Annotated in this window: 18 protein-coding genes; 10 read left to right on the top strand and 8 right to left on the bottom strand. The window is 53.6% G+C overall.

From position 1 onward, the window contains the following. Positions 1–55 precede the first annotated feature (55 nt). Positions 56–2,149: a copper resistance protein CopC gene (locus VFA09_14400; protein HZU68464.1), complete on the top strand. Its 2,094-nt coding sequence runs from the start codon at positions 56–58 to the stop codon at positions 2,147–2,149. Between the two features lie 54 nt (positions 2,150–2,203). Here VFA09_14400 and VFA09_14395 read toward each other — a convergent pair whose 3' ends face one another. Beyond that, positions 2,204–2,701: a ferritin-like domain-containing protein gene (locus tag VFA09_14395; GenBank protein HZU68463.1), complete on the bottom strand. Its 498-nt coding sequence runs from the start codon at positions 2,699–2,701 to the stop codon at positions 2,204–2,206. Positions 2,702–3,147: 446 nt separating this feature from the next. Here VFA09_14395 and VFA09_14390 point away from each other — a divergent pair, with 446 nt between their 5' ends. Continuing rightward, positions 3,148–4,167, top strand: coding sequence for a chemotaxis protein CheB (locus VFA09_14390; GenBank protein HZU68462.1), 1,020 nt, complete (start codon positions 3,148–3,150; stop codon positions 4,165–4,167). A 173-nt stretch (positions 4,168–4,340) separates the two neighbouring features. Continuing rightward, positions 4,341–8,141: a CheR family methyltransferase gene (locus VFA09_14385; protein ID HZU68461.1), complete on the top strand. Its 3,801-nt coding sequence runs from the start codon at positions 4,341–4,343 to the stop codon at positions 8,139–8,141. A 41-nt stretch (positions 8,142–8,182) separates the two neighbouring features. Here VFA09_14385 and VFA09_14380 read toward each other — a convergent pair whose 3' ends face one another. From VFA09_14380 to VFA09_14370, 3 genes are all read right to left on the bottom strand, one after another. Beyond that, entirely contained in the window at positions 8,183–9,088 is a 906-nt protein-coding gene (locus tag VFA09_14380; protein ID HZU68460.1) for a WD40 repeat domain-containing protein, read from the bottom strand. A 2-nt stretch (positions 9,089–9,090) separates the two neighbouring features. Then, complete coding sequence (gene mog / locus VFA09_14375) at positions 9,091–9,576, bottom strand: molybdopterin adenylyltransferase (protein HZU68459.1); 486 nt, start codon at positions 9,574–9,576, stop codon at positions 9,091–9,093. Between the two features lie 217 nt (positions 9,577–9,793). After that, positions 9,794–10,453, bottom strand: coding sequence for a CpXC domain-containing protein (locus tag VFA09_14370; GenBank protein HZU68458.1), 660 nt, complete (start codon positions 10,451–10,453; stop codon positions 9,794–9,796). Positions 10,454–10,767: 314 nt separating this feature from the next. Between VFA09_14370 and VFA09_14365 the strand changes: the two genes are divergently transcribed. Next, positions 10,768–11,643 carry a hypothetical protein gene (locus tag VFA09_14365; protein ID HZU68457.1) on the top strand — a complete coding sequence of 292 codons (876 nt, stop codon included), beginning with the start codon at positions 10,768–10,770 and terminating at the stop codon, positions 11,641–11,643. Further along, the gene (locus tag VFA09_14360) at positions 11,640–13,544 is read left to right on the top strand and encodes a TGS domain-containing protein (protein ID HZU68456.1); all 1,905 of its coding nucleotides are present in this window, start codon (positions 11,640–11,642) and stop codon (positions 13,542–13,544) included. Before VFA09_14365 ends, VFA09_14360 begins: the two co-directional genes overlap by 4 nt. 28 nt (positions 13,545–13,572) lie before the next feature. Here the strand turns inward: VFA09_14360 and VFA09_14355 are convergent, their stop codons facing one another. The 3 genes from VFA09_14355 to VFA09_14345 all read right to left on the bottom strand — a co-directional run bounded on the left by VFA09_14355 (position 13,573) and on the right by VFA09_14345 (position 18,929). Next, positions 13,573–14,847, bottom strand: a complete 1,275-nt coding sequence (locus tag VFA09_14355) for a DNA double-strand break repair nuclease NurA (protein HZU68455.1) — start codon at positions 14,845–14,847, stop codon at positions 13,573–13,575. Next, entirely contained in the window at positions 14,831–17,959 is a 3,129-nt protein-coding gene (locus tag VFA09_14350) for an SMC family ATPase (protein HZU68454.1), read from the bottom strand. The genes VFA09_14355 and VFA09_14350 overlap by 17 nt, the downstream gene beginning before the upstream one ends. Before the next feature lie 118 nt (positions 17,960–18,077). Further along, positions 18,078–18,929 (bottom strand): cytochrome c oxidase assembly protein, encoded by an 852-nt coding sequence (locus tag VFA09_14345; protein HZU68453.1) that lies wholly within the window; start codon positions 18,927–18,929, stop codon positions 18,078–18,080. A 196-nt stretch (positions 18,930–19,125) separates the two neighbouring features. Between VFA09_14345 and VFA09_14340 the strand changes: the two genes are divergently transcribed. From VFA09_14340 to VFA09_14330, 3 genes are all read left to right on the top strand, one after another. After that, positions 19,126–20,052 carry a heme o synthase gene (locus VFA09_14340; protein HZU68452.1) on the top strand — a complete coding sequence of 309 codons (927 nt, stop codon included), beginning with the start codon at positions 19,126–19,128 and terminating at the stop codon, positions 20,050–20,052. Positions 20,053–20,160: 108 nt separating this feature from the next. Then, positions 20,161–20,802, top strand: coding sequence for an SCO family protein (locus VFA09_14335; GenBank protein HZU68451.1), 642 nt, complete (start codon positions 20,161–20,163; stop codon positions 20,800–20,802). Positions 20,803–20,825: 23 nt separating this feature from the next. Beyond that, positions 20,826–21,803 carry an NAD(P)H-quinone oxidoreductase gene (locus tag VFA09_14330; GenBank protein ID HZU68450.1) on the top strand — a complete coding sequence of 326 codons (978 nt, stop codon included), beginning with the start codon at positions 20,826–20,828 and terminating at the stop codon, positions 21,801–21,803. 130 nt (positions 21,804–21,933) lie between these two features. Here the strand turns inward: VFA09_14330 and VFA09_14325 are convergent, their stop codons facing one another. After that, positions 21,934–22,716 (bottom strand): 2-phosphosulfolactate phosphatase, encoded by a 783-nt coding sequence (locus tag VFA09_14325; protein HZU68449.1) that lies wholly within the window; start codon positions 22,714–22,716, stop codon positions 21,934–21,936. Positions 22,717–23,145: 429 nt separating this feature from the next. Here VFA09_14325 and VFA09_14320 point away from each other — a divergent pair, with 429 nt between their 5' ends. Together VFA09_14320 and VFA09_14315 are read left to right on the top strand one after the other, a co-directional pair. Further along, a complete protein-coding gene (locus VFA09_14320) occupies positions 23,146–23,721 on the top strand; it encodes a hypothetical protein (protein ID HZU68448.1) in 576 nt (191 codons plus the stop codon). A 103-nt stretch (positions 23,722–23,824) separates the two neighbouring features. Beyond that, positions 23,825–25,384 carry a PH domain-containing protein gene (locus VFA09_14315; protein ID HZU68447.1) on the top strand — a complete coding sequence of 520 codons (1,560 nt, stop codon included), beginning with the start codon at positions 23,825–23,827 and terminating at the stop codon, positions 25,382–25,384. Positions 25,385–25,412 lie beyond the last annotated feature (28 nt).

The following is a 25,412-nucleotide window of genomic DNA, read 5'->3' as shown; positions in this document are numbered from 1 at the left end:
TGACATACTACAACCTTTCAGGCGATCTGTGATAAGGATAAGACAAACAAAGAGAATGCGATCAAGGCGATTTCCCTGGCTCCTGCTGCTGGCGCTGCCCGGCCTGGGCCTGTTGCTTGCCTGTACCTGGTTGCCATTGCTAGCGGCTCCCCCAGAGGCGGCCGCTCAGTCCTTTGTGATTGGCTCCGACCCCGTCGATGGCTCTACCATCAATAGCGCGCCCAGAGTCATACGCATCTTCTTCAACGAGGAGATCAGCCCGGCCAGCATCGCGCATATCTCTTTCGCGCCAGATGGTCAATTGATGGATGGCGGGCGCAGCGTCGTCCCCAGCAGCAATCCGCGCGAGCTGGATACCCCCTTGCTGCCATCTGCCCGCCTGCCACAGGGCAGCTACATCGTGCGCTGGACGGCCCTGTCGCGCGTCGATGGGCGGGCCACCCACGGCGTGATCGGTTTCAATATCGGCCATTCCAGCCTGGGCCTGCCTGGCGAGGTCATTCTGGGGCCCAGTACGAGCAATATTCTCCCGCAGCTCGATACGCTGGGCATTCTGGTCGTCGCCTGGGACTGGCTGGCAATGGTCGCGCTCGTCTTCTGGCTGGGCATCCTGGTCGGAGAGGGACTCGTCCTGGCGCGCGGGCAGAAAGAAGACGACCTGCCATTGCTCGCCTTGAGGAAGCAGTCCGTCCCCGTGCAGCGCCTCTGCCTGCTGGCGCTGCTATGTGGCGAGATCATCAACCTTCTCTTGCGGGCCACCACCTTCACTCAATTCCAGGGCAACGACGGCGTTCACCTGGCGACGGTCATCCAGGTGCTTCTGGGTACGAATTATGGCTATCTCTGGCTGGCGCGCGTCATCCTCGTCGCCGCCGCCCTCGGATTGCTGTGGTGGACAACGCGCGAGCAGGCCACTACCGCTAGCGCAGGTGTATCGCGGCGCGCGGCCCGTGCGACCGGCACGCGTCACTTTAACAAGCCGCGCCAGCAGGCCGCGCTCAGGGCATCAACCACCTCGCGCCAGGAATCCGCGCGCGATGCCACTCCATCTCCTCCCGGCGAGACACGTGAAGATATCACGGCGGCGCGACAGGAAAAGGAGACGGCGCCCGTCGTGGGAGCTGCGCCGCCAGGGCAGGGAACGAGCGCGCTACCGCGATGGCAGGCGATCACCTGGCTTATCCTGGCCGGGCTCATCCTCCTGACGCTGGCGCTTTCGGGTAATGCCGCGGCCCAGGCACAGCCGCAGCCCAATACCATCGTCCTGAACTGGATCTTCCTGGTAGCTCAGGGCATATCGCTGGGCAGTGTTGCCTACCTCGCGCTGGTGCTGCTGCCGCACTTGCCCGCCGGCGAATCGCGTCAGTATGGGAAATCGCTGGTGACCGTGCTGCAGCGATATACGCCCGTGTTGATAGGCGCGACCGGGGTAGCGTTACTCAGCGGCCTCTTCCTCGGCGAAACAGCCCTGAGCAACGCGCACCAACTGCTCGCCGACCCATACGGTAGAGCCTTGCTGGTCAGGGGCGGGCTCGCGCTCCTTCTGCTGATCCCGGTGGCCTATGCCCTGTACTACCTGCTTCCGCGGCTGGCAAGACAGGTAGCATTGCTGCCGGTGGTGAATGCCGGGCTGCCGGCCAGGCGCGTTCGTCAATCGGCTCTCGAAAAGACCAGGCGCAGGTTGAAGCGCGCGCTGGCGATAGCAGCCTGCCTGGGAGCTGCCGTTCTGCTGTGCGCGTCCCTGATGTCATTCTTCGCGCCGCCGATAGTCTTTCCGAATGTTCATTACAGCCAGAATCCAGGCTCGCCTGCCGCTCCTCCAGCCGCGCAGACAAAGACCGCGGGCAACCTCCTGGTCACATTGCAGGTAGCTCCGGCCCGCGTTGACGAGGCGAACACCGTCACAGTAACGCTGAAAGATAGCAGCGGCAGGCCGGTAACGGACGCGAAAGTGCAGCTCAGCACGAACATGGAGATTATGGATATGGGTACGGCCAGCAAATCGATTTCAGGGGGGAAGCCCGCCTATGTCGCGACCTTCGCCAGCGGCGAGGCGTTCGATATGGAAGGTGTGTGGGATATCTTTGTACGCGTCGAGCGCCCTGGGCAACAGCCGCTGCAGGTACAATTCCAGGTAACAGTAACATAACAGGCAATGAAACACCCCACGGCACTGTGAAGTGTTTCATCGCCTGTTTGTTTTCTACCTTGTTTCCTGTACCATCTGCTGGCCAAGCTGGCGTGAAATTTGCTCGACCGTCTGCGCCATGGCCTGTTCCTGCTGGAAGTTCTGCTGCAAGAGTTGCGCAACCTGGGACTGCCCCATCATGTTGGCTTTCTCGATCAGACCTTTATAGCAAGCCATTTCGTAATATTCGGTTTTGGCCGCGGCTCCAAGGTCGAACGCCGTCAGGATATCCTGCGTGGGATTCTCCTTCACAAAGGTATCATGCTCCTGCTTCAGGCCTGCAACGGCGTAGCAGGCAACATTGGGGGGCCGCTGGCCAAGAATCTGGAAGCATTGCTCCAGGTTCTGGATCTGCTGCCTTGTCTGCTGTTCGTGCATGTTATAGGCTTTGACAGCCTGCTGGCTATTACTTTCCTTTGCCAGTTGCGGCAGCATCTGCAAGATCATCTGCTCCGCGCTGTACATATCGCCCATTTCTGTCAAGAAAAGTTCTTTCGCACTTTGAATTGCCATGTGTGTTGTAGCTCCTTTGCTAGTTATCTCTACGTTGCTCTACGTGATTTGGAGGACGCCCACAGGTGGATGCCCTCCGATCCTCTCGCCGGGCCGCCTTTCGCATATCGCCTGTGGTGACCCGCGGGCGCTAAACGATGTGCGTCCCTCGTATAATACGGACCTCACTTCAAAATGAATACAGAGCAAGCAAGCAAGCCACTGAAAACCAGTTCAGGCGTCTCATGCTGAGCGCAAGAAGCCGGAGCTCTGAGGAACGAAGGGGAAGAAGCTCTGTTCGCTCGTACTCTTTGTCACTGAACAGGTGAACAACTACGTATTACTAAAGAGGGCATTTCGTCATAGCGCGGAGAAGTTTTGCGGCAGCATCATGGAAAGGAACGCGGAAGAGGCACTGCTGTTGAGTTGCATGTTTGTTGCCACCTGCACGCGGTCAGGAGAAACATATGCCTGGTCACGATATCATCGTTATAGGAGCATCAGCTGGCGGTGTGGAAGCGTTAATGAAGCTGGCGAGCGAACTTCCGGCGGACCTACCGGCTTCGATATTCATCATTCTTCACATACCGGCTCACAGTCCGAGCCTGCTGCCCGAAATTTTAAGCCGATCGTGTCCGCTCAAAGCCGTCCATCCCTCGGACGGCGAAGTTATAGAGCATGGATGGATGTATGTGGCTCCGCCGGACCTGCACATGCTGTTGGAGGATCAGCATATTCATCTTGTGCGCGGTCCCAGGGAGAACCGCCGCCGGCCCGCCATTGATCCTTTATTTCGCTCGGCAGCAGTCGCCTATGGTGCGCGAGTGGTAGGAGTCATACTCACCGGCTCGCTCGATGATGGCACGGCGGGACTCCTGGCAATCAAACGGCTTGGCGGTGTAGCCATTGTTCAAGACCCGCGAGAAGCTCTTTATCCAAGTATGCCCCTCAATGCCCTGCGCCATGTGGCAGTAGACTATACATTACCGTTATCCGAAATGGCCCCTCTCATAGCGCGCCTGGCAAGCAAGCCCATAGCCAGGGAGGGTCTTCATTCCGTGCCCGAAGATATGGAGCTAGAAGTGAAAATGGCAGAAATGAACATGGATGCATTCAATGGGAACCCTGCTGGAACCCCTTCAGTTTTCTCGTGCCCTGAATGTGGCGGGGTGCTATGGGAAATCAAAGATGGAGAGTTAACCCGCTACCGCTGCCGCGTCGGTCACGCGTTCTCTACCGAGAGCATCATGGCGGCGCAGGCCGAACAGGTAGAAGATGCGCTCTGGGCTGCGCTCAAGACGCTTGAGGAAAGCGCGAATCTCTCTCGCAACCTGGCTCAACAGGCGCGCGAGCGCGGCCAGGACTGGTTAGTTCAGCGTTTTGAACAGCGAGTGCGCGAGGCCGAACATCGCGCCGGGTTGATTCGCTCAGCGCTGTTCAGGAATAAGGTGCAGACGACTATGGATGTGGTAGAAGCGCAGGATTAAATTCTTCTCTTGTATATCCCCTGTTTATGTGCTATAGTAACGGGCGAGAAAATACTGGCTCGCCCTCGGAAAAGCCAGCATCATTAAGAAAAGAGATCTTCATCATTATTCTAGACTTTGCTGCCTCCGCCGGTTTGCCGGTATTACTGCATGTTGTGAGGAAGGTGTAGAGCATGAGCGAAGTTGAACTAAGTCCCGCAGGTGAAAGTGAGACCCCCAATAAAAATCCTGGCGACCTGGTTGTCATCGGCTCGTCTGCCGGTGGGATTGAGGCACTCTCGATCCTTGTCAGCAATTTGCCCCTGGATTTTCCGGCTCCCATTGTCCTGGCGCAGCATCTCGATCCCAACCGTCCCAGTTCCCTGGACTATATTTTACGTAGGCGTACATCTCTTCCAGTCGAGTTAGTCAGTACGAAGAGCCATCTTGAACCTGGAAAAATCTATGTTGTTCCTTCCAATCGGATGGTTTCCATACAGGACAGCAGTGTGATCGTGCAGGAGGATAGCACGAAACGGCTCCGCCCGCGGCCTTCAGTAGATATGCTGCTTTCAAGCGCCGCGCAGATCTACGGCGACCATTTGATCGCGGTCATCCTGACCGGCTCAGGTTCGGATGGCGCCGCCGGGGCCATAGATGTGAAGGATGCAGGTGGCATTGTCATCGTGCAGGACCCTGAAACGGCCCGCTATCCCTCTATGCCGTTGGCTTTACCGCCTGCCGTGATAGACTTCGAGGTCGATGTAGAACAAATCGGCCCGCTGCTCTACGATCTGCTCACCGGCATTGAACTTCCTCGTATCGAGGGCAAAACCGAAGATGTGCTACGCGTCATCCTCGAACGCGTGAGCCGCCAGGCCAGCATCGATTTTCGCCCCTACAAAACCACCACGATTCTACGACGTATCGGACGCCGCATGACGGTCACACACTGCCAGACGATGCGCGATTACGCGGAGTACCTGGAAGCGCACCCGGAGGAAGTAAGAGAACTTGTCAAGGCGTTCCTGATCAACGTCACGCAGTTCTTTCGCGATCCCGAAGCGTTCACGTATATCAGGAATGAGATCTTGCCGCGCATCATTATGCAGGCGCGCGAGCGAGACCGCGTGTTGCGCTTATGGGCCGCCGGCTGTGCCTCGGGCGAGGAACCATACTCGTTGGCCATGCTGTTGACGGATCAACTGGGCGCGGAACTGCCCGAGTGGAGCGTGAAGATATTCGCGACCGACCTCGACGAGGCAGCCATCAACTTCGCGCGCCACGGCCTGTATTCCGAGACCCTGCTCAAAACGGTTCCTGCTGAATATCGCGAGCGCTTCTTCGAGCATTTTGACCAGGGGTATCGCATCTCCAAGACCCTGCGGCAGATGGTGATCTTCGGGCAGCAGGATCTGAGCCGAAGCGCCCCTTTCCCACGCATCGACATGGTGATGTGCCGGAACGTCCTGATTTATTTCACGCCAGAACTTCAAGAATATGTACTCAACCAGTTCGCTTTCTCGCTCATTCCCAATGGCTATCTCTTCCTGGGCAAAGCTGAGACCGTTCGCCCCACCTCATCCTATTTCGAGCTGGTCAATAAGCATTGGAAAGTCTACCGCCGCACAGGCAATCTTGTGCCGATGGCCCGTCGCCCCGCTTTGCTGGAACTCAACGTGCGATCTCTAGAAACGCATAACCCGGCCAATACTCTTCCCGCCGCGGGCAAAAAGAATATTGAACAGGAGCTTTCCTATTCTACCACTGAATTGGGGCAGATGCGCCGCTTCAATGAGATGCTGCTGCGCTTTCTGCCCATTGGCGTGGTGGTGATTGATCGCACGTACCACGTATTATCGGCCAACAACGCTGCTCGCCTGTTGCTGGGATTGCGTGATACGACGAATAAACAGGATTTTTTGCATTCCGTGCGCAGTATCCCCTATCTCGAAGTGCGCACGGCCATTGACACCGTCTTTCGCGAGCGCAATACCGTCACTCTGAACGAAATTAGCCTGGATAATGCGTCAGGCGGCAACGGGCGCTTCATTTCGCTTTCGATAGCGCTGATGCATATGGATAGCAATTCGCAGGACCTGGCGGCTATCAGCGTGAACGATGTCACCGAACAGGTGCAGATACGACGACAGCTGGAGGCGGCTCAGGCCGAGCAGAATAACCTCATGAATGAAATCAGCACGGTCAATAAGCGCCTGAACGATGTAAACAAAGAATTGCTGGATTCCAACGAGGAACTGCAGGTCGCTAATGAAGAGCTGATGCTGACGCAGGAGGAGCTTCAGGCTACCATCGAAGAATTTGAAACGACCAACGAAGAATTGCAGGCCACCAACGAGGAACTGGAGACCAGCAACGAAGAACTGCAGGCCACCAACGAGGAACTGGAAACGACGAATGATGAGCTGCGGGCGCGTACAAATGAACTGCAAGAAACGACCAGCATGCTTGAAAGCGAGCGTATGCGCCTCGGAGAGATGGTCGAGCTGGCTCCTTTCTATATCCTTGTCCTGCGCGGGCCGAACCTGGTCGTCGAAGCCGCCAGCCCCGGTTTCGAGAACCTGCTCGAGGAGAGAGGCATCCCGATGCATGGGCGCACGCTTGAAGAAATCGCCGAATTCTTTAGAGAGTTCGAGATACCGATCATGCACCTGGCGCGCGAGGCCTACCAGCTGGACCTGGTGCGTACTACATCCCGCACGCAGGTTCACTTGCCAAAGGGACCGGGCCAGAATGGATATACCGAAAATTACTTCGCTTTTACCGTTGTTCCTTCACACGATTCCATGGGTCGCGTGTCCGGCGTAATTATTTACGCGGCAGACCAGACACAGCAGCAGGCCAGCGAAGCTGTAGATGAGCTCCAGAGGCTCAGGCTCGTTTTTGACAACGTCGATATGGTGCCACTGGCCCTCTATGATGCGCAATCGACCAACCTGCTTATGGCAAGCCCGCGCTACCTGGATATTGTGTCTCAGGTACGCCAGCTCAATCGCGATGAGTTGATAGGTCGCAAGTGGAGTGAATTGACCGTTCTACCTTCTCGCGAGGAGGCAGAGCGACTGTTCAAATCTGCGGTTGAGACTCACATTCCGGTAAATCTTCCTGAGGTTCGCCTGAAAATTCCACCGGACGAACAGGAAACCGTGTGGTACTACAATCTCATACCCCTCTTGAATACGAGGCGGGAAGATGTTGTGGATTTCGTCTTGATCTCAAAGGTTGAAATAACCCAGCAGGTAAAAGCCCGCGAGGAAATGGAGCAACTCAACAGGCTGAAGGATGAATTTCTCTCGCTCGCCAGCCATGAATTGCGCAACCCGCTCACCTCGATCCTGGGAAATACGCAAATGGTCAAACGTTTTCTCACGCGCGGGGCAGCAGCTACAGAGCAGGAAAACCTGGTTCGCCTTCTGGATAGCATCATCCGCCAGGTTCATCGCCTCTCCCACTTCCTTGATGAGATGCTAGATATTACACGTATTGGCGTCAACATGTTCGAACTACACAAGCAGGAAAATGTCGATATTGTGGCGCTGGCCCGCCGCGTAATTGAAACGTACTCTGACCTGGATGATCATCCCCTGAAACTCGAAGCAGATGAGGAAGCTATCAGCGGCAACTGGGATGCAGAGCGCCTGGAGCAGGTGCTGAACAACCTGGTCAGCAATGCCATTAAGTATAGTCCCGCGGGCCGACCCGTCGTAGTCGGAGTGAAGCGACAGGATGCAGAGGTCGTCGTCTCCGTGAAAGATGAAGGGCGAGGTATTAGCCAGGAAGACCAGGCCCGTATTTTTGAACGTTTCTACCGAGCTTCCAATGGCAACGAGGAGCAAGTTGCAGGCCTGGGCCTTGGACTCTACATCGCGCACGAGATCATCGCGCGGCAGGGTGGCCGCATGTGGGTAGAAAGCAAACCCGGCGAGGGCTGCACGTTCTACTTCTCGCTGCCACTAGAGAATAATGAGGGCTAACTGGTCGGTACGCTCTCGTGGAGTGCAACCACAACGGCTGCCTACTGGACACGTGCCTCCACAATCCGCACCGCCTGGTCATACGCAAAGGCGATACACCGGCCATCCGGTGACCATGCAACGGTACGTATCCATCTGGGATAACGGCCATATTCGATAAGACTCTTTCCCGTAGTAGCATCCCATACCTGAATAGTCCAGTCATCGCCGCCGGACGCAATATACCGGCTATTGGGTGACCATGACAGGGCTTTGACCGGCCGGGTGTGGCCCTTGTAAATACGAAGAGTATCTCCTGTTGCCGCCGACCAGGTGCGCACGGTCGTATCCTGGCCCGCGGAGGCGATACATCGTCCACCAGGTGACCAGCTCATGGCGTAAACCGGGGCATCATGCCCTTTATAATGGAGAAGATTGCCACCCGTAAAGGCATCCCAGATATGCACGCTGCCATCAAAGCTGGCGGAAGCGAGCCGGCTGCCACCAGGTGACCAGGCCACGGCAAACACTCTGTACTGATTCTTGTCAGTATAAATCGTGCCGCCGCTAAAAGCTTCCCAGACTTTTGTCGTACTGTCCCCAAAGTCGCCACCCGAAGCGATGTACTTGCCATCTGGCGACCACGCAATGCTTCTCACAAAACGCGTGTGGCCGCGATATGTAAGAATAGCGCGGCCCGTACGAACTTCCCATACATGAATGCTGCCGCTCGTATCGCCAGAAGCCAGGTAGTGACCATCAGGCGACCACGCCACGGAAAGCACGCAGCTTGAATGCCCCCGGTAGACATATCTATCCTCGCCCGTTGCCGCATCCCAGGTGCGCACAGTAGTGTCCTGCGAAGCCGAGGCGATAGACACGCCATCAGGTGACCACGCAACAGCAAAAACGTAGTCCGTATGGCCCGCGTAGGTGAATAGAGAGGTTGTAGAATTATCGTTAGACAAATTTAGTGTTCCCTCGGCCCGCCGGTCAGCAAATTCACAGCATGGGGCAGGACAGGCAGGATATATTCGAGGCACTCTTTCACCGCTTTCGGGCTGCCGGGGAGATTAATGATCAGCGAGCGGCCGCGTGTGCCCGCGACTCCCCGAGAAAGCATACCAAAGGGAGTATGTTGCAGGCTGATTGCGCGCATGGCCTCTGCAATACCTGGCGCCTCGCGGTCGATGACCGCTTTTGTCGCCTCCGGAGTGACATCGCGAGGCGCGAGGCCGGTTCCGCCGGTGGTGATGATCAGGTTGAGATGCTTCTCATCGCACCACTCGATCAATGTAGCCTCGATCTGTTCCCGCTCATCAGGTATGATCGCGCCCGCGCTGATGACAGCTTCCGGCAATTGCGTGACCAGCGAGCGAATATTTTCGCCGCTGGTATCAACGCGGGCACCAACCGCGCCGCTATCGCTGATGGTAAGAACTCCAATGGTGATCATGATGTGCGCCTGCCTGTTCCTTTAAGATGCCATTCTCTATAATGTCATTCTCTATGATGTCATTCTCTATGATGCCATTCTCTATGATGTCATTCTCTATGATGCCATTCTCTATAATGTCATTCTGAGCGATAGCGAAGAATCCGCATCCACCGAGCCAGAGATTCTTCGCTATCGCTCAGAATGACACGGCCTGGTCGCCCTCTTAATAATATGGTTAACTGCGCGCGGCTAGCTCCCGCATAATAGCACCGATCTGGCGGCGGGAGCCGAAAAGCCAGACAGTATATTCGTCCGAGAGGTCTTCCACCTCGATCTGGCATTGCATTTCGGAGGCCAGCTTGCGAGCGATGGTATGTAATTGCGCGCGTTCGGCCTCATCATGGCTCTGTGTGCTCAAGGCGATTTTGCCCAGGCGCTCATCCTGGCTCAGCACGGCGTTGATAAGTTCCTGCAATTGATCGACTCCAAAAACGACCTGTAAGGGCGGTGTTTCCACTACCCGTGGCACCTGGCCGGTAGGCTCGATGCTACTAATATCGCCGCCAGCTTCCTCGTTGAGATGTTCTTCGGCATCACCGACAATATTGACGTACGTATCGCGAAGCCGCTCCAGGATCATGAGCCGCGCCTCTTCAGGAGCATCGCTGCGAGGATGAACATAAGCGAGCAGCTTATGGGCCGGGTCCGAGTAAATGAAAGGGCGAGCGATAGCGGCACGACGCCCGCAGGATGGGCACGTAGAAACGTTCAAAAGCCCTGCCAGAACGGTATATTGCAGTTGCGGGTCTTGCGCAACATTGACATAATCATAAATCGTGCTCTCGAAAACCTGCCCGCACGGGCAGGTAAGCGTGTGTTTAATCGAACGAGACATAGAAACTTTCCAGAGTTAACTATCTACCAGGCGAATACGTTAAGGTAAGTATATCATATGGGCGAGGAGATAGAAATTCGGTCGAGCGTGGCATTTTCCCGTTTCGCTATGACAAAGCGTAAATGTTAAGGGATAGGAAACAGGCTAGTTTTTTTACCTTCTTGCCCTTTCTTCGTTTCTACATGTGGATAATAGTATTTTTTAATGGAGTTGTCTTTTTTGATTCAAACGATGATTTTTTGACTTTCAAATCGATGCAGTATATGATATGCTATCAACAACAACAAAGGCACAATCAACTAACAGAAACGCTAATGAACAAGAATGTGGTTGATGGCATAATCGCGAGCATATTTTTCACAGTTTTATCAACAGTTTTAGGGTTAATCCTGCAAGCTTTTGGGTTTAGCACACAAAGGTCTGTAATCGCTGCTGTCTTCGCACTATTTGCTTTGCTGATACTTTTTGTGGTTGTGAGAAAGTACTATCCAGTTTACGTAAGAACATTGACGGAGCGGCTCGTAGAAAGGGCGCTCAGGATCAGCGCAAATGAAACCGATGAGGATAAAATTGCATTTAAGAAAAAGGTTATCGAGAGGGTGCAATTAGCAAGCTCTGGGATAGAACTGCAACAGAACAACTCAGTTGTTGAGTTTCTTAATCAAGAGTCATGTGAAGATCATATCAAAGAAGCTGCACGCAACGCGAAAAAAATCAAAATACTGACCATTAGAGGTGAAAAGTATTTTTTAGGACCAAAGAGCCTGCTTTATGAGGTCGTATATTCATTAAAGCGAGCGGGAGGAGCTAAAATTGAAGTGTTAGTCCTCTCGCCTGATTCTGAACACATTACGGATGAACATGCCAGTACTCTTGGCCATCGTTCGGCGGAAGAAATCAGGACAAAGATGCGTATTATCCTGAATTACCTGGCGCATATTGCCAGCCAGAACAAAAACTTTGAGGTGAGATGCTATAACGAGGCACCTAATTTCAAGATTCTCTTGTTCGACGATGTCATGTTTGTCAGTTCTTTCGCTGCCGGAACACCGAAGAACGATGAGAACGAGAAAATGCTGCAAATTTCACGAGAGGGTGGCCCTCTGTTCATGGGCCTTGAGCAGCACTTCGACGACTTAATGAAACGATCCATCCCGATAGAAAGTATTCTTGGTGGGAGAGTACAATGATAACAGAAGCTTTAAAAAAAACTGATCTGTTGAAAGAAAAATTGCTGAAGAATTTACCAGAGCATTTCTCTGAGGAGGAAGTAAACCTCATTAGAAGAGCATGCTCATTTGCAGAAAATCACTATGCTCATCTCGACCATCCAATTGGTAGACCTTACCTCGAATATATCTGTGATGCCACCGAATTATTGTGTGAGTTTGGAGCTAGTCCCATCGCAATTGCGGCCGCTATAGTCTGCCCACCACCAATTAGCCCACAAAAAGTTTTCGATGACCTGAAGAAGCAGTTCAAGAACGAAGTTAAACTAGTGGAACTTGTCCAATCAATGCTACAATTATCCCTTCTCGAATGGGGCATCTGGCCATTAGCTCACGATCAGAATGATTACGATCAATGCAGAGACCGCCAGGATGTATTGCGTAAAATGTATGCTTTAGCCATTGACGAAGTAAGTAGTAAGGATGCCGAACTTCTTTCCCTAGCAATGCTTCATTTCCAAAAAAAAGAAAAGCAAATTGAAAATATCATCAGAATGTTTCTTGCGATTGCAACTAACATGAATGCTCTCATCATTAAGCTTATTGACCGGCTGTATCTGATCAAACGGCTGAAGGATTTATCTTCGGAGAAGCAAGAAGCCATCAATCATTTGCAACTGGCAAAAATAACCTTAGCAATTTATGCGCAACTTGCCGATAGAATAGGCATATGGCAACTCAAATCAAATCTGGAAGATATGTCTTTCCGCTTGATAGACCCTGAACAATACAAAAAGATAGCCAAACAACTTGCAGTAAAAAAGGAAGAGCGTGAGAAAGAGATCAATAATATCATCCCACAGATTCAGGCAGAACTTAAGGAATTTGGGATTGAAGCAGTGATTACTGGTCGGGCCAAACATATCTATAGCATTTATAACAAGATGGTCGCCAAAAACCTGTCCTTCGAGGAAGTGAAGGACCTGCTTGGCATTCGTATCATCGTGGATAGCAAGCAGGATTGTTATGATGTATTGGAAATTATTCTAGACACATGGCCAGCAGAGACAGATGTGTATAACGGTGAAACATATAGAGACTGGATAGCAAGGCCCAAAGAAAATCAATATCAATCCCTGCATACCACGGTAAAAATTGAGGGTAAGATAGTTGAGATTCAAATTCGCACCAAAGAGATGCATGAGATTGCGGAATATGGCGTAGCTTCAGCGCACTGGCGTTATAAAGAGAGCAAGACATACCGGAAGGGCAAGACGCCACGAGTTCTGAAGACGAAAGAACAAATCTGGGATCAAGAGCTGGCTCAGTTGCGCAAAAGTGTGGTCGAAGAAAAAAAGCAGGATTCTACTGAGCAGTCAAAGAATAGGATTCTAAAGGATCGCATCTATGTGATTACTCCCAAGGGACACATTATTGATCTCCCCACAGGAGCGACTCCATTAGACTTCGCCTACCGTATCCATACCGATCTTGGCCATAAATATCTTGGGGCTAAGGTTGGAGGTCGCTTTGTATCTATAGACTACGAATTGAAGAATGGTGATATTATTGAGGTCATCACTTCTCGCACGAGAAAAGGGCCGAATCCTGAATGGCTTAGTAAGAGTAGATTGGATGATGAGTTAAAAAGTACCGGTTTAGCTGAATTTCTCATCACTAGCATTGAAAATGGTCGAATCCCTCAATGGCTTTACAAAAAAGAGGATGCTAATAGGAATAGAGATAAAGAGACTAAAGAACCTAAGAATGAGGAGGGACTTGAGAGTAAAGACGAGCCGAATTCACAAAAGCCTATAGATATTAATGATGAGATAAATAATTATATGTACTATGTTTTTGCCCGGACGCGCCAAGCCAGAACTAAGATTCATCATTGGCTTAATAAGCATCCTGAAGAATAAAAGCCTAAAACACAGATAGTAGTCATTTTCACCTCCTCCGGCTTTTGCTCACCGCCTTCGTCGAAAACGAAAACTTCAGGCCCTGGCGCTCGATGAACTCCTGGAATTGCTGGTAGAACTCGGCCCGATCCTGCATGGTAATCACCGAAACAGCATCCGCCGTTTCGATGGCGTAGGGATAGCCCTGGCCCGCGATCACCTCGGCCCGCACAACATCCAGTACGGGTTCCAGCACGCCATCGTCGAGCATCCAGCGCGGGAATTCTAAGCGCGCCGGGGGACGGTTAGCCGTGGTTTGCAGGTAGCAGAACGCCACGCTTTCGCGGTAGGCACCGTAGCCTTCAAGGATGTCGCCGCGGGCGCAGATCATCGCGGGTGTCCGATCTCCCCAGCGCATGTGTCCCTGCCAGAGTAGCGCATCGTGGACTTTCTTTGTTTCTCGCAGCATGGGTCGGCCATGACGTTCTGAGGAATCCAGGCGCAGCAGCATGGTAATGACATCGCGCGCGTAGCTGGTATCAATGTAGCCGATCAGCGGGATGCGGTACTCCTCCGAAGTTTGCAGTAGCGAGACGGCTGAGGCGATGTATTGCTCGCGGTAAGGGCTGGGCATCGTCAGCGCAAATGAGACGACCAGCGAGCCATCAAAAAAGACGACGGGACTATGGGCGGGATCGCCTGGACGGCGCATGCTCGCAAAATGTATCATTTGTTCGCAAAGCGTCTCGACCTCTAATTTGTAGCGGCGCAGCGTGACCTGGATTTCGGAATAGGGGTAGCTATCGGGGTCTTTGCCCTCGCTTCTGGACGCTTCCATGATTTCATCCGGCGCGAGTACTTCCATGCGCACATCCTTGGTATATGGACGGCCATGCGCGTGAGGATTAGCGAAGAAGCCGACTTGAATGAGCGCCACGGGAATTGAGGCGTCGCGCCAGGGCTGCAGCTGGCTGCCATCGACCGCCAGCGTCGTCACTCCCTCGATGCACTCAGCCCACTGGCGCGCCTGTTCGTGATTGGCGAATTCGCGCCCGAATGGAAAAAGCGGACCGTGATAGAAGCTGTAGGGCGCGTTGACCAGCCAGCGATCAAATTCGATGCTGGGACGCGCTCCCGCCGGTTGCATACCTGGGCCATCATCTGGAAGGTCCTGTTCAAGCAAGAAGCCCGATGAGTATTTTTGGTACAGCGTTTCCAGTGCTTCGCGGTAGGCCTGCACCTGGTCGTTGAACGAATCGTCGTAGGCGCTGAACTGGCCGCGCTTGACGTTCAGAGCCGCCTGAAGTTTACCTTTGTGCAGCATGGACTGGCACCTGCTCTTCTATCGCAAACATATTGTCATCGTCTTCGGTCAGCAGGCGTGTCTCGCCGTCTATTTTGTGCAGGCGCACCAGGCTATCAAGTCCTTGCTCAAATGTATCGTCATGGCTGATGACGAAGAGCTGGTCGAAGCCGCGCACGCGCCGGATCTGCTCGGCCAGGTTCGAGCGGCGCAAGAGGTCCATGTTCTGCGTCGGCTCATCGAAGAAGGCGATATTGAGCGTGGAGAGCTTCTTGAGCAGCGCCAGGCGAACGGCCAGCGCCGCGCTCATCTGCTCGCCGCCGCTCAACTGGGCAAAGGTGCGATTGACCCCCTGGCGGCGCAGGACGATCTCATAGTCGTTCTCCCAGAAAAGCTGCGCGCTGCGGTCGCCCATGATCTCCCCGAAGATGCGATTGGCCTCGGCTGAGATATCGTTCAGCATCGCCTTCAGCACGTGTGGCGCGGCCTCTTTGATCAACTTACGGAACTGCTCCACCATCGTTTGCAGGTCTTCGAGCGTACTCTTCTCCCGCTGCGCGGCCTCCAACTCCTTTAGCAACGCTTCAGCGTGCGCAATATTTTGCTCCAGTTCGTTAATCTTTGACTGGAGATTATTCATTTCTTCTGCCAGTTGCCCCTGTGTTTTCTGAAGTAGACTGATCTCTGTCTGGATGGAGAGGAGTTCCTGCTCGTCAAACGTGGATGCCGCTTGCTGGTAGGCTACTTCTGCCTTGCGCAATTCCTGTTCAGCCTGTTCTGCTTTGCTCGCTGCCTGTATGTAGGACTGTTCGCGCGCGGGCAGCAGCCTGGCGACGTTCTCGTTTTGAATATAGGCATCATGCCCGGATTTGCATTGGGCGCGAATTGCCTCCTGCTCGCCGATTTGCACGTCAAGCTCCGCGAAACGCTGTAATTGCTCCTCCAGGTTGTGCAGCCGTTGTTCAGCCTGCTGGCGCTTTTGCTGCTCTGCTTGCAATTGTTGCTGGTGGACAGGCTCCTGCTTGATGGTTTCTTGCTGGACTTTCAGGAGCGAGCGCGGGTCGTTCAGGGCCTTCAATGCCTGGTTCACCTCTTCGAGTTGTGCTGCGCTGCCGCTGATAGCATCTGCCTGCCTCCTGCGCTCCTCCAGGTCGGCTGTATATTGTTCAATCTGTGCCTGCACTTGCTCGAACTGCTTGCGGAACCCCTCCAGTTCGCGCACCTGTTGATCCGCTTTCTGGCTCTCATCGCGGTCTGACGTTGCCTTGAGAATGAGTTTATCAACGAGCTTCAATTCCTCCAAACCCTGCTCAAGGTCCGCAATCTCGCGTTGCAGGCGCGTGATGTCGATATTCAAACGCTGCAATTTATCGGTACAGATGTCGCGCCTTTCGATATACTGCCCTACTTTTTCCAGCGCGTCGGCATGTTTCTTCACATAAACGATACGTGCGCTGATGGCCTCCAATCGTTGCGCGAGCGCTTCGTATTGCGTATGCTCCTCGACCAGCAGGCCATCAAAATAGGATTCGAGGCTCACCAGCCCTATTTGCTTGATATTGAGGCAAGGCTGGTGAAGCAGTGGACATTGACCACCCGCCGATAGACGACGCGATTCCTGGTAGCTTTCGATGTTGCCTTCGAGCCTATGTTTCTGCGCCGAAAGCCGTTCAAATTGCTCCTGCAAGCCCGGCAGTTCCTCGGCCTCCGCGCGATGCTGCTCGGCCCTGGTGATATAGTCTTCAGCCTTGCGTAACTGGGTGGCAGTATGCTCCTGATCCGCCAGTTTCTCCTGTAACTGGCCGCGTTTCTCCTCGTATTGCTTGCGTTTCGTGCCGCGATCAAGCAGCCGTGTCTGAAGCTGGACGACCTTTTCGACACGTTCGGTCAATTTTTCGGCCAGTGGCCGGAGCGGTTCGATCTCCGCGATGCGCCTTTGCAGTTTTTCCTGTTGCTGGCGGCAGTCCGCCAGTTTCTGACTGAAATTTCGTGCTTCTTTTTTCAGGCCCTCGTAGCTGGTCACCTGCTGCGCCAGCAGCTCTTTCTGCTTTTCCAGTTCAACTTGCTGCTCATAGGCGGGCAATAATGCTTCCAGGCGCTGCCGGGCGGTGGCTACCTCGTCAAGTCGCACCTGCAGATGAGCGATGGTGGCGATGATGGTCGCCAGCTGCTTTTGCTGCTCCGCGTGTTGCTGCCGCAAGGTGTTGCGCTCTCGTTCATTCTTACGCAGGGCAACTAGCGCTGTTTCAGCCTGTTGATAGCGCCGGTAATCCAGCAGCGAATTTTCAACTGCCTGACTCGCGGAGCGAGCTTCGTTCAGAGTTGCTTCGCTCCTGGACAGCTCCTGTTGAGCGCCTTCATGTTTCATGCGGCTCAGATCAAGTTGCGCTCTGCACTGATTGAGGCGCTCCTGGTTCTGCTTCAGAACCGTCTCACGTTCTCTACAATCGGCGAGGCGCTGCATTACCTGCACATTTTGCTCTTTCTTCTGGCGGTCTTCCAGGCGCTTCTCCGCCAATGTTGAGCGCCAATGCTCCAATTCGCGTGTCTCAACAGTGAGGCGGTCAATTTCACGCACTTGAACCTGGGCTTGATCTCTGTAGCTATTTTTCACCTCCAGGAGATAGTCGAAGGCGGTTTTGTAGTCTTCTATTTGCAGCAGCGCATCGAAGACTTGCTTGCGTTTGGCCGGAGTGAGCAAGAAACTGGCGGTGAATGTTCCCTGGGGCACGCCCAGCGCATCGCGGAAGAGGCTGTCCAGGGGGCGCTCGCGGTCGATGCCGAAGAGTTCGTGTAGTTTGTCGAGTACATCGGTGCTTTGCTCAAGGCGCATATCGGCTTCGCAGTCATACACGAACCACTTCGCGCCCGCACCGCAACGCCGCTCGACCTCGTAGGGGCGGTCATCATTGCCGAGGAAGTGGACAACGACGCGGCCAAATTTTTCGCCTTCGCGCACGAATTGTGTCTGATTATAGGGAAGAAAGTCGAACAGGGCGTAGCCGATGGCTTCAACAAGCGTGGTTTTGCCTGACCCGTTAGGGCCGCTGATAGCGGTGGTGCCGCGCCGGAAATCGACCGTGAGGTGACGATAGCTCTTGATGTTCTCTAACTCGATGCGTGTAATGAGCATTGCAATGCAGCCTTCCCAACAAACAAGCTGAAATATAGTTATCTCCACTTCCCTATTCTGCTACCGGCGTGGAAAAGTGGAAATGCTGATGCGATTATAGCATGGATGGGAAGAGGAACTATATCACAGCGCCGCTCGCATCCTCTTTTTCATATTGCTCTCGTTCCTGCGCCATCTGCTTTGCCTCTTGTTGTTGCATCCAGCGAATGAAGAGGGCGCTCATGATGACGATATAGAGGATATTGCCGGGGATCCACATGATGAGGCCGCCCAACTGCTGGTCGGTAGCCGCAGAAATGCCCCACACACGCGGAGCAGTAATGTAGGGAGCATAGAGCGGCGGTAAGAAGGTGAGACCGGCCCCCAGCGCGACGGTGGGCATGCCGCTGAGGAAGAGATAGAGGACCTGCCCGCCGATAGATAGGCGCGGCAAATCCTTCGATGGGCTAAACATCGGCCACCAGTTCAGGACGCCAAAGACGATAAAGGTCAGGTGTTCGATGATGTGAATGGACTCGTTTTCCAGCGTGGCATCATAGAGCGGCGGCCCGTGCCAGAGCCAGAAGTCGATATTGAAAAGGGCAAAGCAAATAACAGGCATCGTCAAAAACTTCGCGATACGAAATAGCGCCGGGTTGCGTACTATTGGCCTCAAGAACCATTCGGGTGTGCCAATCAGCAGCAATGGCGGTCCGATCATAGTGATCAGCAAATGCTGCACCATATGCGCGCTGAACAGGTAGGAGTCGCCAAGCTCGTCCAGCGGGGTGATAAGCGCCAGGAACATGATAATCATCCCGGATAAGAACGCGAAAACCTGGCCGCGTGTAGCCTTCTCAAAGTTATAGCGCCTGCGCAGCGGGCCGATAGCATATAGATAGGCACCGATAATCAATGCCGTGCCGATAAGAATTGATGGATCAAGATTCCATTGTGTGAGCCAGAAGTTGAGATCTATATTTGCCGTCATAACCGGGACCTTTCACCTATACACACTTACTCGTTAGATACTATAGCAGGGGTGGGAAGGGGGGGCAAGACCGTTCAGGAACCTGTAAGGCAGGCATCATTTTTTGCAAGGATGGTAACAGGAGCATCCATGACAATACAAGATGTCTTAATTATTCTTGCCTCATCAACAATACATGAAGGATATTTCGTTTCGCATGAAGACAGTACAACAGCTGGAAGAGCTTGAAGGAATAGAGGAGCAGCGAGAGGCCCGGCCAATCAAACAAACAATCGGTGCCTATATCGACCTGATGAAGCCGCATGTGACGGTTCTACTGCTTGGCACGACGGTGGCAACTATGGCTATCGCGGAGCGAGGATTCCCATCGCTGGGTCTGGTGCTGGCAACGCTGCTGGGTGGAGCGATGTCGGCGGGCAGCGCCAACTGCATCAACTGCTACATCGACCGTGATATCGACCAGGTGATGGGGCGCACGCAGCGTCGCTCACTGCCATCAGGCAGGGTGCAGCCAGCGCAGGCGCTGATCTTTGGCCTGCTATTAGGCATCGGATCATTCCTGATTCTGGCGTTTTTCGTCAACCTGCTCAGCGCGCTGCTGGCGACTTCGGCCATTCTTTTCTATGTTTTCGTGTATACGATCTGGCTCAAACGCACCTCGGCGCAAAATATCGTCATCGGTGGTGCGGCGGGCGCTGTACCCGTGCTGGTAGGCTGGGCGGCGGTAACGAATAGCATTTCACTGCCGGCCATCTGGCTCTTCGCCATCATCTTCTACTGGACGCCGCCGCATTTCTGGGCGCTCTCGTTGTTAATTCAAAAAGACTACGAGAAGGCACATATTCCTATGATGCCGGTGGTGATGGGCGAATCTGAGACGCGCAAGCAGATTTTCCTGTACTCGCTGTTATTGCTGGCGGTTACCCTGGTGCTATTTGCGATGAGGGCAATGGGATTTCTCTACCTGGCAGCGGCGCTCGTGTTGGGTGGTATACTGGTATACATGGCCGTGCGTTTGCTGCGCGATAAGACAAAGAAATGGGCGCGCACGCTTTTCTGGTACTCTAATTGCTACCTGGCGATGATCTTCGCCGCAATGGTGTTAGATAGAGTTCTTCATTAAGTAAAGAGGGAGAGCCGCTACCCTTGAAGGCGATTGCTAGGCCATAGGGAGCAGATATAGCGCGCTCGGGGTAGGGCATCAGGAATATATTCTAGAGGAATCAAAATCATGAGTATGAGTTGGCGCCTGGCTTCACGTTTATCAGTTATAACGATGGCCCTGCTTGTCGTATTGATCGTGGCCCTCTTGAGCTTGCGCAACACGACAGGAGGGTCCGGCAGTAGTTCCTCAACTACAAGCAACGCATTGGGCTTGCAGGGTATTGACCTTGGTGGCTCGCCTGCGCCCGGATTTCAATTGACGGACCAGTTCGGCCACACGGTTTCGCTGGCCCAATTCAAAGGCGAACCTGTCATTGTGACTTTCATGTATACGCACTGTCCCACCGTGTGCCCATTGATCGCTGAAAAGTTGCATACCGCGATGCAGAGCCTGGGCAGCAACGCGCAAAAGGTGGCAATCCTGGTAGTCAGTGTCGATCCCAAAGGCGATACGCAAGCCTCGGCCCTGACCTTTTCCGAGCAGCACCAGATGACCGACTACTGGCACTATCTCACCGGAACGCAAAATCAACTCTCGCCAATCTGGAGTGCCTACGCTGTCGATGCGCAAAGCATATCCGCCAGCACGAGTATGCATACCTCGGTGCTGTACCTGATCGATAAGCAGGGCCGCGAACAGGTGCTGCTAGATCAGAATTTCACCAATAGCGAGATGACCACGGATTTACAGAAGTTGCTTCAGGCGTAGGAGCGAGATGAGGAGCAAAGCTCATGCGTGCAGTAATAATCACTCGTCCCGGCGGGCCGGACGTGCTGGAAATCCAGGATGTCGAGACGCCGGAACCGGCAGGCGACCAGGTGAGAGTAAGAGTCAGGGCGGCGGGGATTAACCGCGCAGACTTATTGCAGCGTGCGGGGGGATATCCCGCGCCCCCGGGCTGGCCTTCTAATATTCCTGGAATGGAATTCGCGGGCGAGGTCGATGCGGTTGGTCCCCTGGCACGCATGTGGAAGCCGGGACAGAGGGTGATGGGCCTGGCAGGTGGAGGAGCGCAGGCGGAATATATCGTGGTTCACGAGGGGATGCTGGTAGAAATTCCGGCGAACCTGGATTTTGAGCAGGCAGCAGGCATCCCGGAGGTCTTCATGACGGCGCATGACGCGCTCTTTACGCAGGCAGGCCTGCAAATGGGCGAGCGCGTGCTGATTCACGCGGCAGGCAGCGGAGTCGGAACGGCGGCCATCCAACTCGCACACGCGACAGGCGCGACCACTTTTGGCACCTCACGCACGCCAGAGAAGCTGGAGCGAGCTAAGGCCCTGGGTCTGGATGCCGGTTTCTCTGACCAGAACTTCGCGGAGGCGGTGCAGCGGTTGACCAACGGGGCGGGCGTACACGTGATTATCGACTTTGTTGGCGCGCCCTACCTGGAACAGAATCTGCAGGCCATGGCGCCATGGGGTCGCATCGTCTTTCTGGCAACGATGGGCGGCGTCCAGGCAAACGTGAACCTGGGCATGCTGATGGGTAAGCGCATATCGATGCGCGGCGTGACCCTGCGCACGCGCACCCTTGAGGAGAAGCTGGCGGTAACACGTCGTTTCGCAACAAGTGTTCTGCCTCTGCTGTCAAACGGGACGGTGAAGCCGATTATCGAACATGTCTACGCATTCGATGAGATTGCAGAGGCTCACAGGGCGATGGGCGAGAATAAGAATTTTGGCAAGTTGATCGTGAGGGTAGGATAGCTAGACAGGAAATGCTCGCATGGCTGCGCGCAGCCATGCGAGCATTTCCTGTCTCGTGCATTTGCTCTTGGCATGATCGGGTGTGGCCGCTATACTCCCCCTACAGAGAAGCGGCGGGAGCCGGATCTTTTCACGACTTCCTGGCCGGGATTGAAATACGTTCTAATAACAATAATCCGGTTCCCTCGTCTTTCCCCACCACCACTGGTACGCTCATCCCGCCATCTTTTTGCAGGCAAAACGTTACATCATCCGGCAAACCCGCGTTGATTACGGACTGCGCCGATTGGCTATGCTCGATCAATTCCGGTACCGGGTAAGCGCGGTACAGGGTGATGGCGGCATGCACGCTTTCATCGATCAATAGAGGCTCAGCGTGAGGATAGGCCTCGTATTGGCGCTGCAGTTCAAGGGCCAGATACCCGGCGCACACAGTATCGTCGAGCGCGAATAAACCATATTCCCCGGAACATACCAGGCTGATGTCGCTCCTGTACTGTCGCGCAAGCTCCAGCGCTTTGGCAGTCACTGCGTGAGCATTGTAGAAGCTGCCGGCCATGCGAATTGATTGTTCGGGGCAGGCATAGAAAGCGCGCGTGCCGTTGGTGGTGGTCAAAATCAGTTCGCGACCTTTCAGGTCGAGTTGAGAAAACTGGACGGGCGAATTACCATAGTCAAAACCGGGCAACGGCTTCACGTTACGTTCACCGCAGAGGAACCATCCAGGCAATTTCTGTGCAGCTGCTTGCGCCTGCTCAAGCGTTTCTCCGGCCAGAACATGGGTAGCGCCCTGCTCGAAGATAACGGCAAGCGTGGTGGTGGCACGAATGACATCTATGACAATGTAAATGTGATGAGTTGCTGGCTCCCCCACAATGACGGATGAAGGAGTGAAGAAGACGTTCAAGCGCAAATGACTTATTCCTGTCTCTGTATCAACTACTTAAGTTTTGAAAAGAAGTATCCTTTTTGAGAGCAGATACTTATTCTGATTGATGATTATAGCAGAACCGAGGATGGATTGCTGGTGGTTACTGGTACGTCGGTGAGAGATTCTTCGCTGCGCTCAGAATGACATGCCCCAGATATGTTCGGGAGCATGTCATTCTGAGCGCAGCGAAGAATCCCCCGGCATATTCTTCGTATCACCAGTTCTTATGAATTTACCCGGCATTTAGGGATATCTCAGCAAATTGGGCCGTAATACTCTATATTTTGTCGTAAAGCTGTGGTAAGATAACGGTAATAGATGTTTTTAGGGAGACTACGACTTCATGCTTTACCGGTTGATTGGCCCACTATCGTATTGTCTTTGACGCTTGAGGGAGGGGAACAGAAACATATGGCTTTGTTATTAACGGCACCGCAGTGCTTTTTCATAGCCATGCTTGCTTTTGGCGTGCTGGGCTTTATGCGGGGATGGCGTCGTGAGATAGTCTCAATGGCATTTTCGCTGGCAGGGGTGTTATTTTTGTTCCTGGGCGGCGGAAAGGGGCTCGCGGATTTCGTTTTTGTGCGCCTTCCCGTCATTCTGCAAATCATCGCAGGTGGCTCCTCATCCTCTACAAAAACGCCATCGGCTCCTACGGATGTGAATGTACTGGTGGTAACTATCATTGCCTTTGTTGTTATTGTCGGTTTGGGGTATATTATTGGTAACAGGGCATTTCCAAAGCCGGCTACGCCCGCCGAACGTTTTTTAGGTGTGATTCCGGCAGTTATCACCGGCTATGCTTTGATTGAGTACGTAACGAATGTCTTTGCCAAATCTCCTCTGATTACGGTCGGTGTGAGTACGCCGAGTCAGAGCCAGGTCGGCAATTATTTGTTGATCATCTTTGTAGTTGCGGTAATAGCGGTCATCGCAGGCCTGATAGCGGCAAACGCGAAGAAAGGCGGCGCAGGCGGGAAAAAGTAGGGGCGGCCTTGTGGTCGTCCATCCAAACATAGACGACACAGCACAGTAGGAATGCCAGGGGCAGGCCCTTGCGGCTGCCCGCTCGAAAGACCGAGGTGAGTAAATGAGCAGCAATGCACCCCAACAGGCACCTGATGAGGCATGGCGTCCCCGACGCATACATGGCGGTCTGCGCCAGTTGTGGCGTGGCCGTGACAAGCAGTTGCATTTCCGTGGCCAGGAGCCGGATGAAGTGGTCAGGAAAGTGGTGCGCAGGCATCCCTGGTTTCTTATCCGCTCTGCTTTACCCTTTCTTGGTTCTCTGCTCCTGCTTATCATCCTGCTGGGAGTAGATATTGGTCAAACAACTCTGAAGCCGCTCTTCACATTTTTAACCCTGCTCGTCGGACTGCTTGTTATCATCACCGCGGCTTATTTCGTTTACAAAGACCTCATCCTCTGGTGGCTCGAAGTCGATATTATTACCAATAAGCGTATTCTGACCTGGCGCGGTTTTCTGCAACAAACACGCCAGGAAACAGGCCTCGATAGGGTACAGCAGGTGGGGGTTGACCGCGCTACTCCTATGAGTTTCCTGGCATCCTATGGTACTGTCCACGTCTACCTGGTAGGGGGTCGTCTAGATATCAAGGATGTACCCAACCCGAAGGCGATTAGAGATGCCATCCTGGGCGTCTCTGAGGCATATAAAGCGGCCAAACAAGCCAAAGCGAAACCTCCCAGACCGGCCAACCCGGAGCTAGATGAAGTACTTTCGAAACTGGCAAAAGAGGAAGATGTTCCAAAACTGCAGGATGCAGATGCTAAATATGCACGCCGGCAAAAACCAGATGCCCCGCGTGGCCCTTTGCGGACATTTGGAGGGCCGCTACGTATTCCTGCCGACGTTCACTATCAAACCGACGAATTTACAGTCATGTACATTCAGCGGTCCAGGTATGTGCTTGCTATGCGCCTTACTGTTCCTGTACTGCTCCTTCTGCTGGGATTTGTTGGCATCATCTATCTCCCCCATCAATTTACCAGCTTTGTTGTTGCCGGAGTGTTGATCTTAATCATCGGCATCCTGCTGACCATCATCAATTACTTTGACGATGTGTTCATTCTAACCAACAAGCGCATCATCGATATCGAGCGCAAGTTCATCTTCTTTTACGAGGCCCGTGACGAGACGGAGTACAGAAATATCCGCGATGTCAAGGTGAGGATGAGCAACGTCTTTGAGTTCTTGCTTGGATACGGGGATGTCTATGTTGAGACACCGGGTTCCAGTCCGGACATTAAGATGACCCATATTGATCATCCTTTCTTCATTCAGGATAAGATCTATGCCATCAAGGGATTTAAAGAGAAGGCAGACAAGATCGAGGCGAATAATAAACGCAAGCAAGAATTGAACGAGTGGTTCAGCAACGTTGTGACGATCCTCGAAAAACAGATGGTCAACCGTGGCGTGCCGAACTTGCAGAAGTTGGATTTGCTGACGGCGGTGGAGCGGGCCGAGGAATTTGGCATGAAGGTGGTTCCCATCGGCGAGGTTCCATCCTACCCCCAGATTCCCGCGGGCGTAATCGTAAGCCAGGAACCTCCCGCCGGGGCTGTTATTCACGTCGATCTGGATACAGGCGAGCGACCGGAGATTCGGGTATTGCTGAGTAAGTAAGGGATGCTTGAGGCCTTCACGAAAGCCT

This window comes from Ktedonobacteraceae bacterium (assembly GCA_035653615.1).
Classification (GTDB): domain Bacteria; phylum Chloroflexota; class Ktedonobacteria; order Ktedonobacterales; family Ktedonobacteraceae; genus DASRBN01.
Note: the sequence above shows the minus strand (reverse complement) of the source record. Positions and strands in the feature narration are given on the sequence as shown.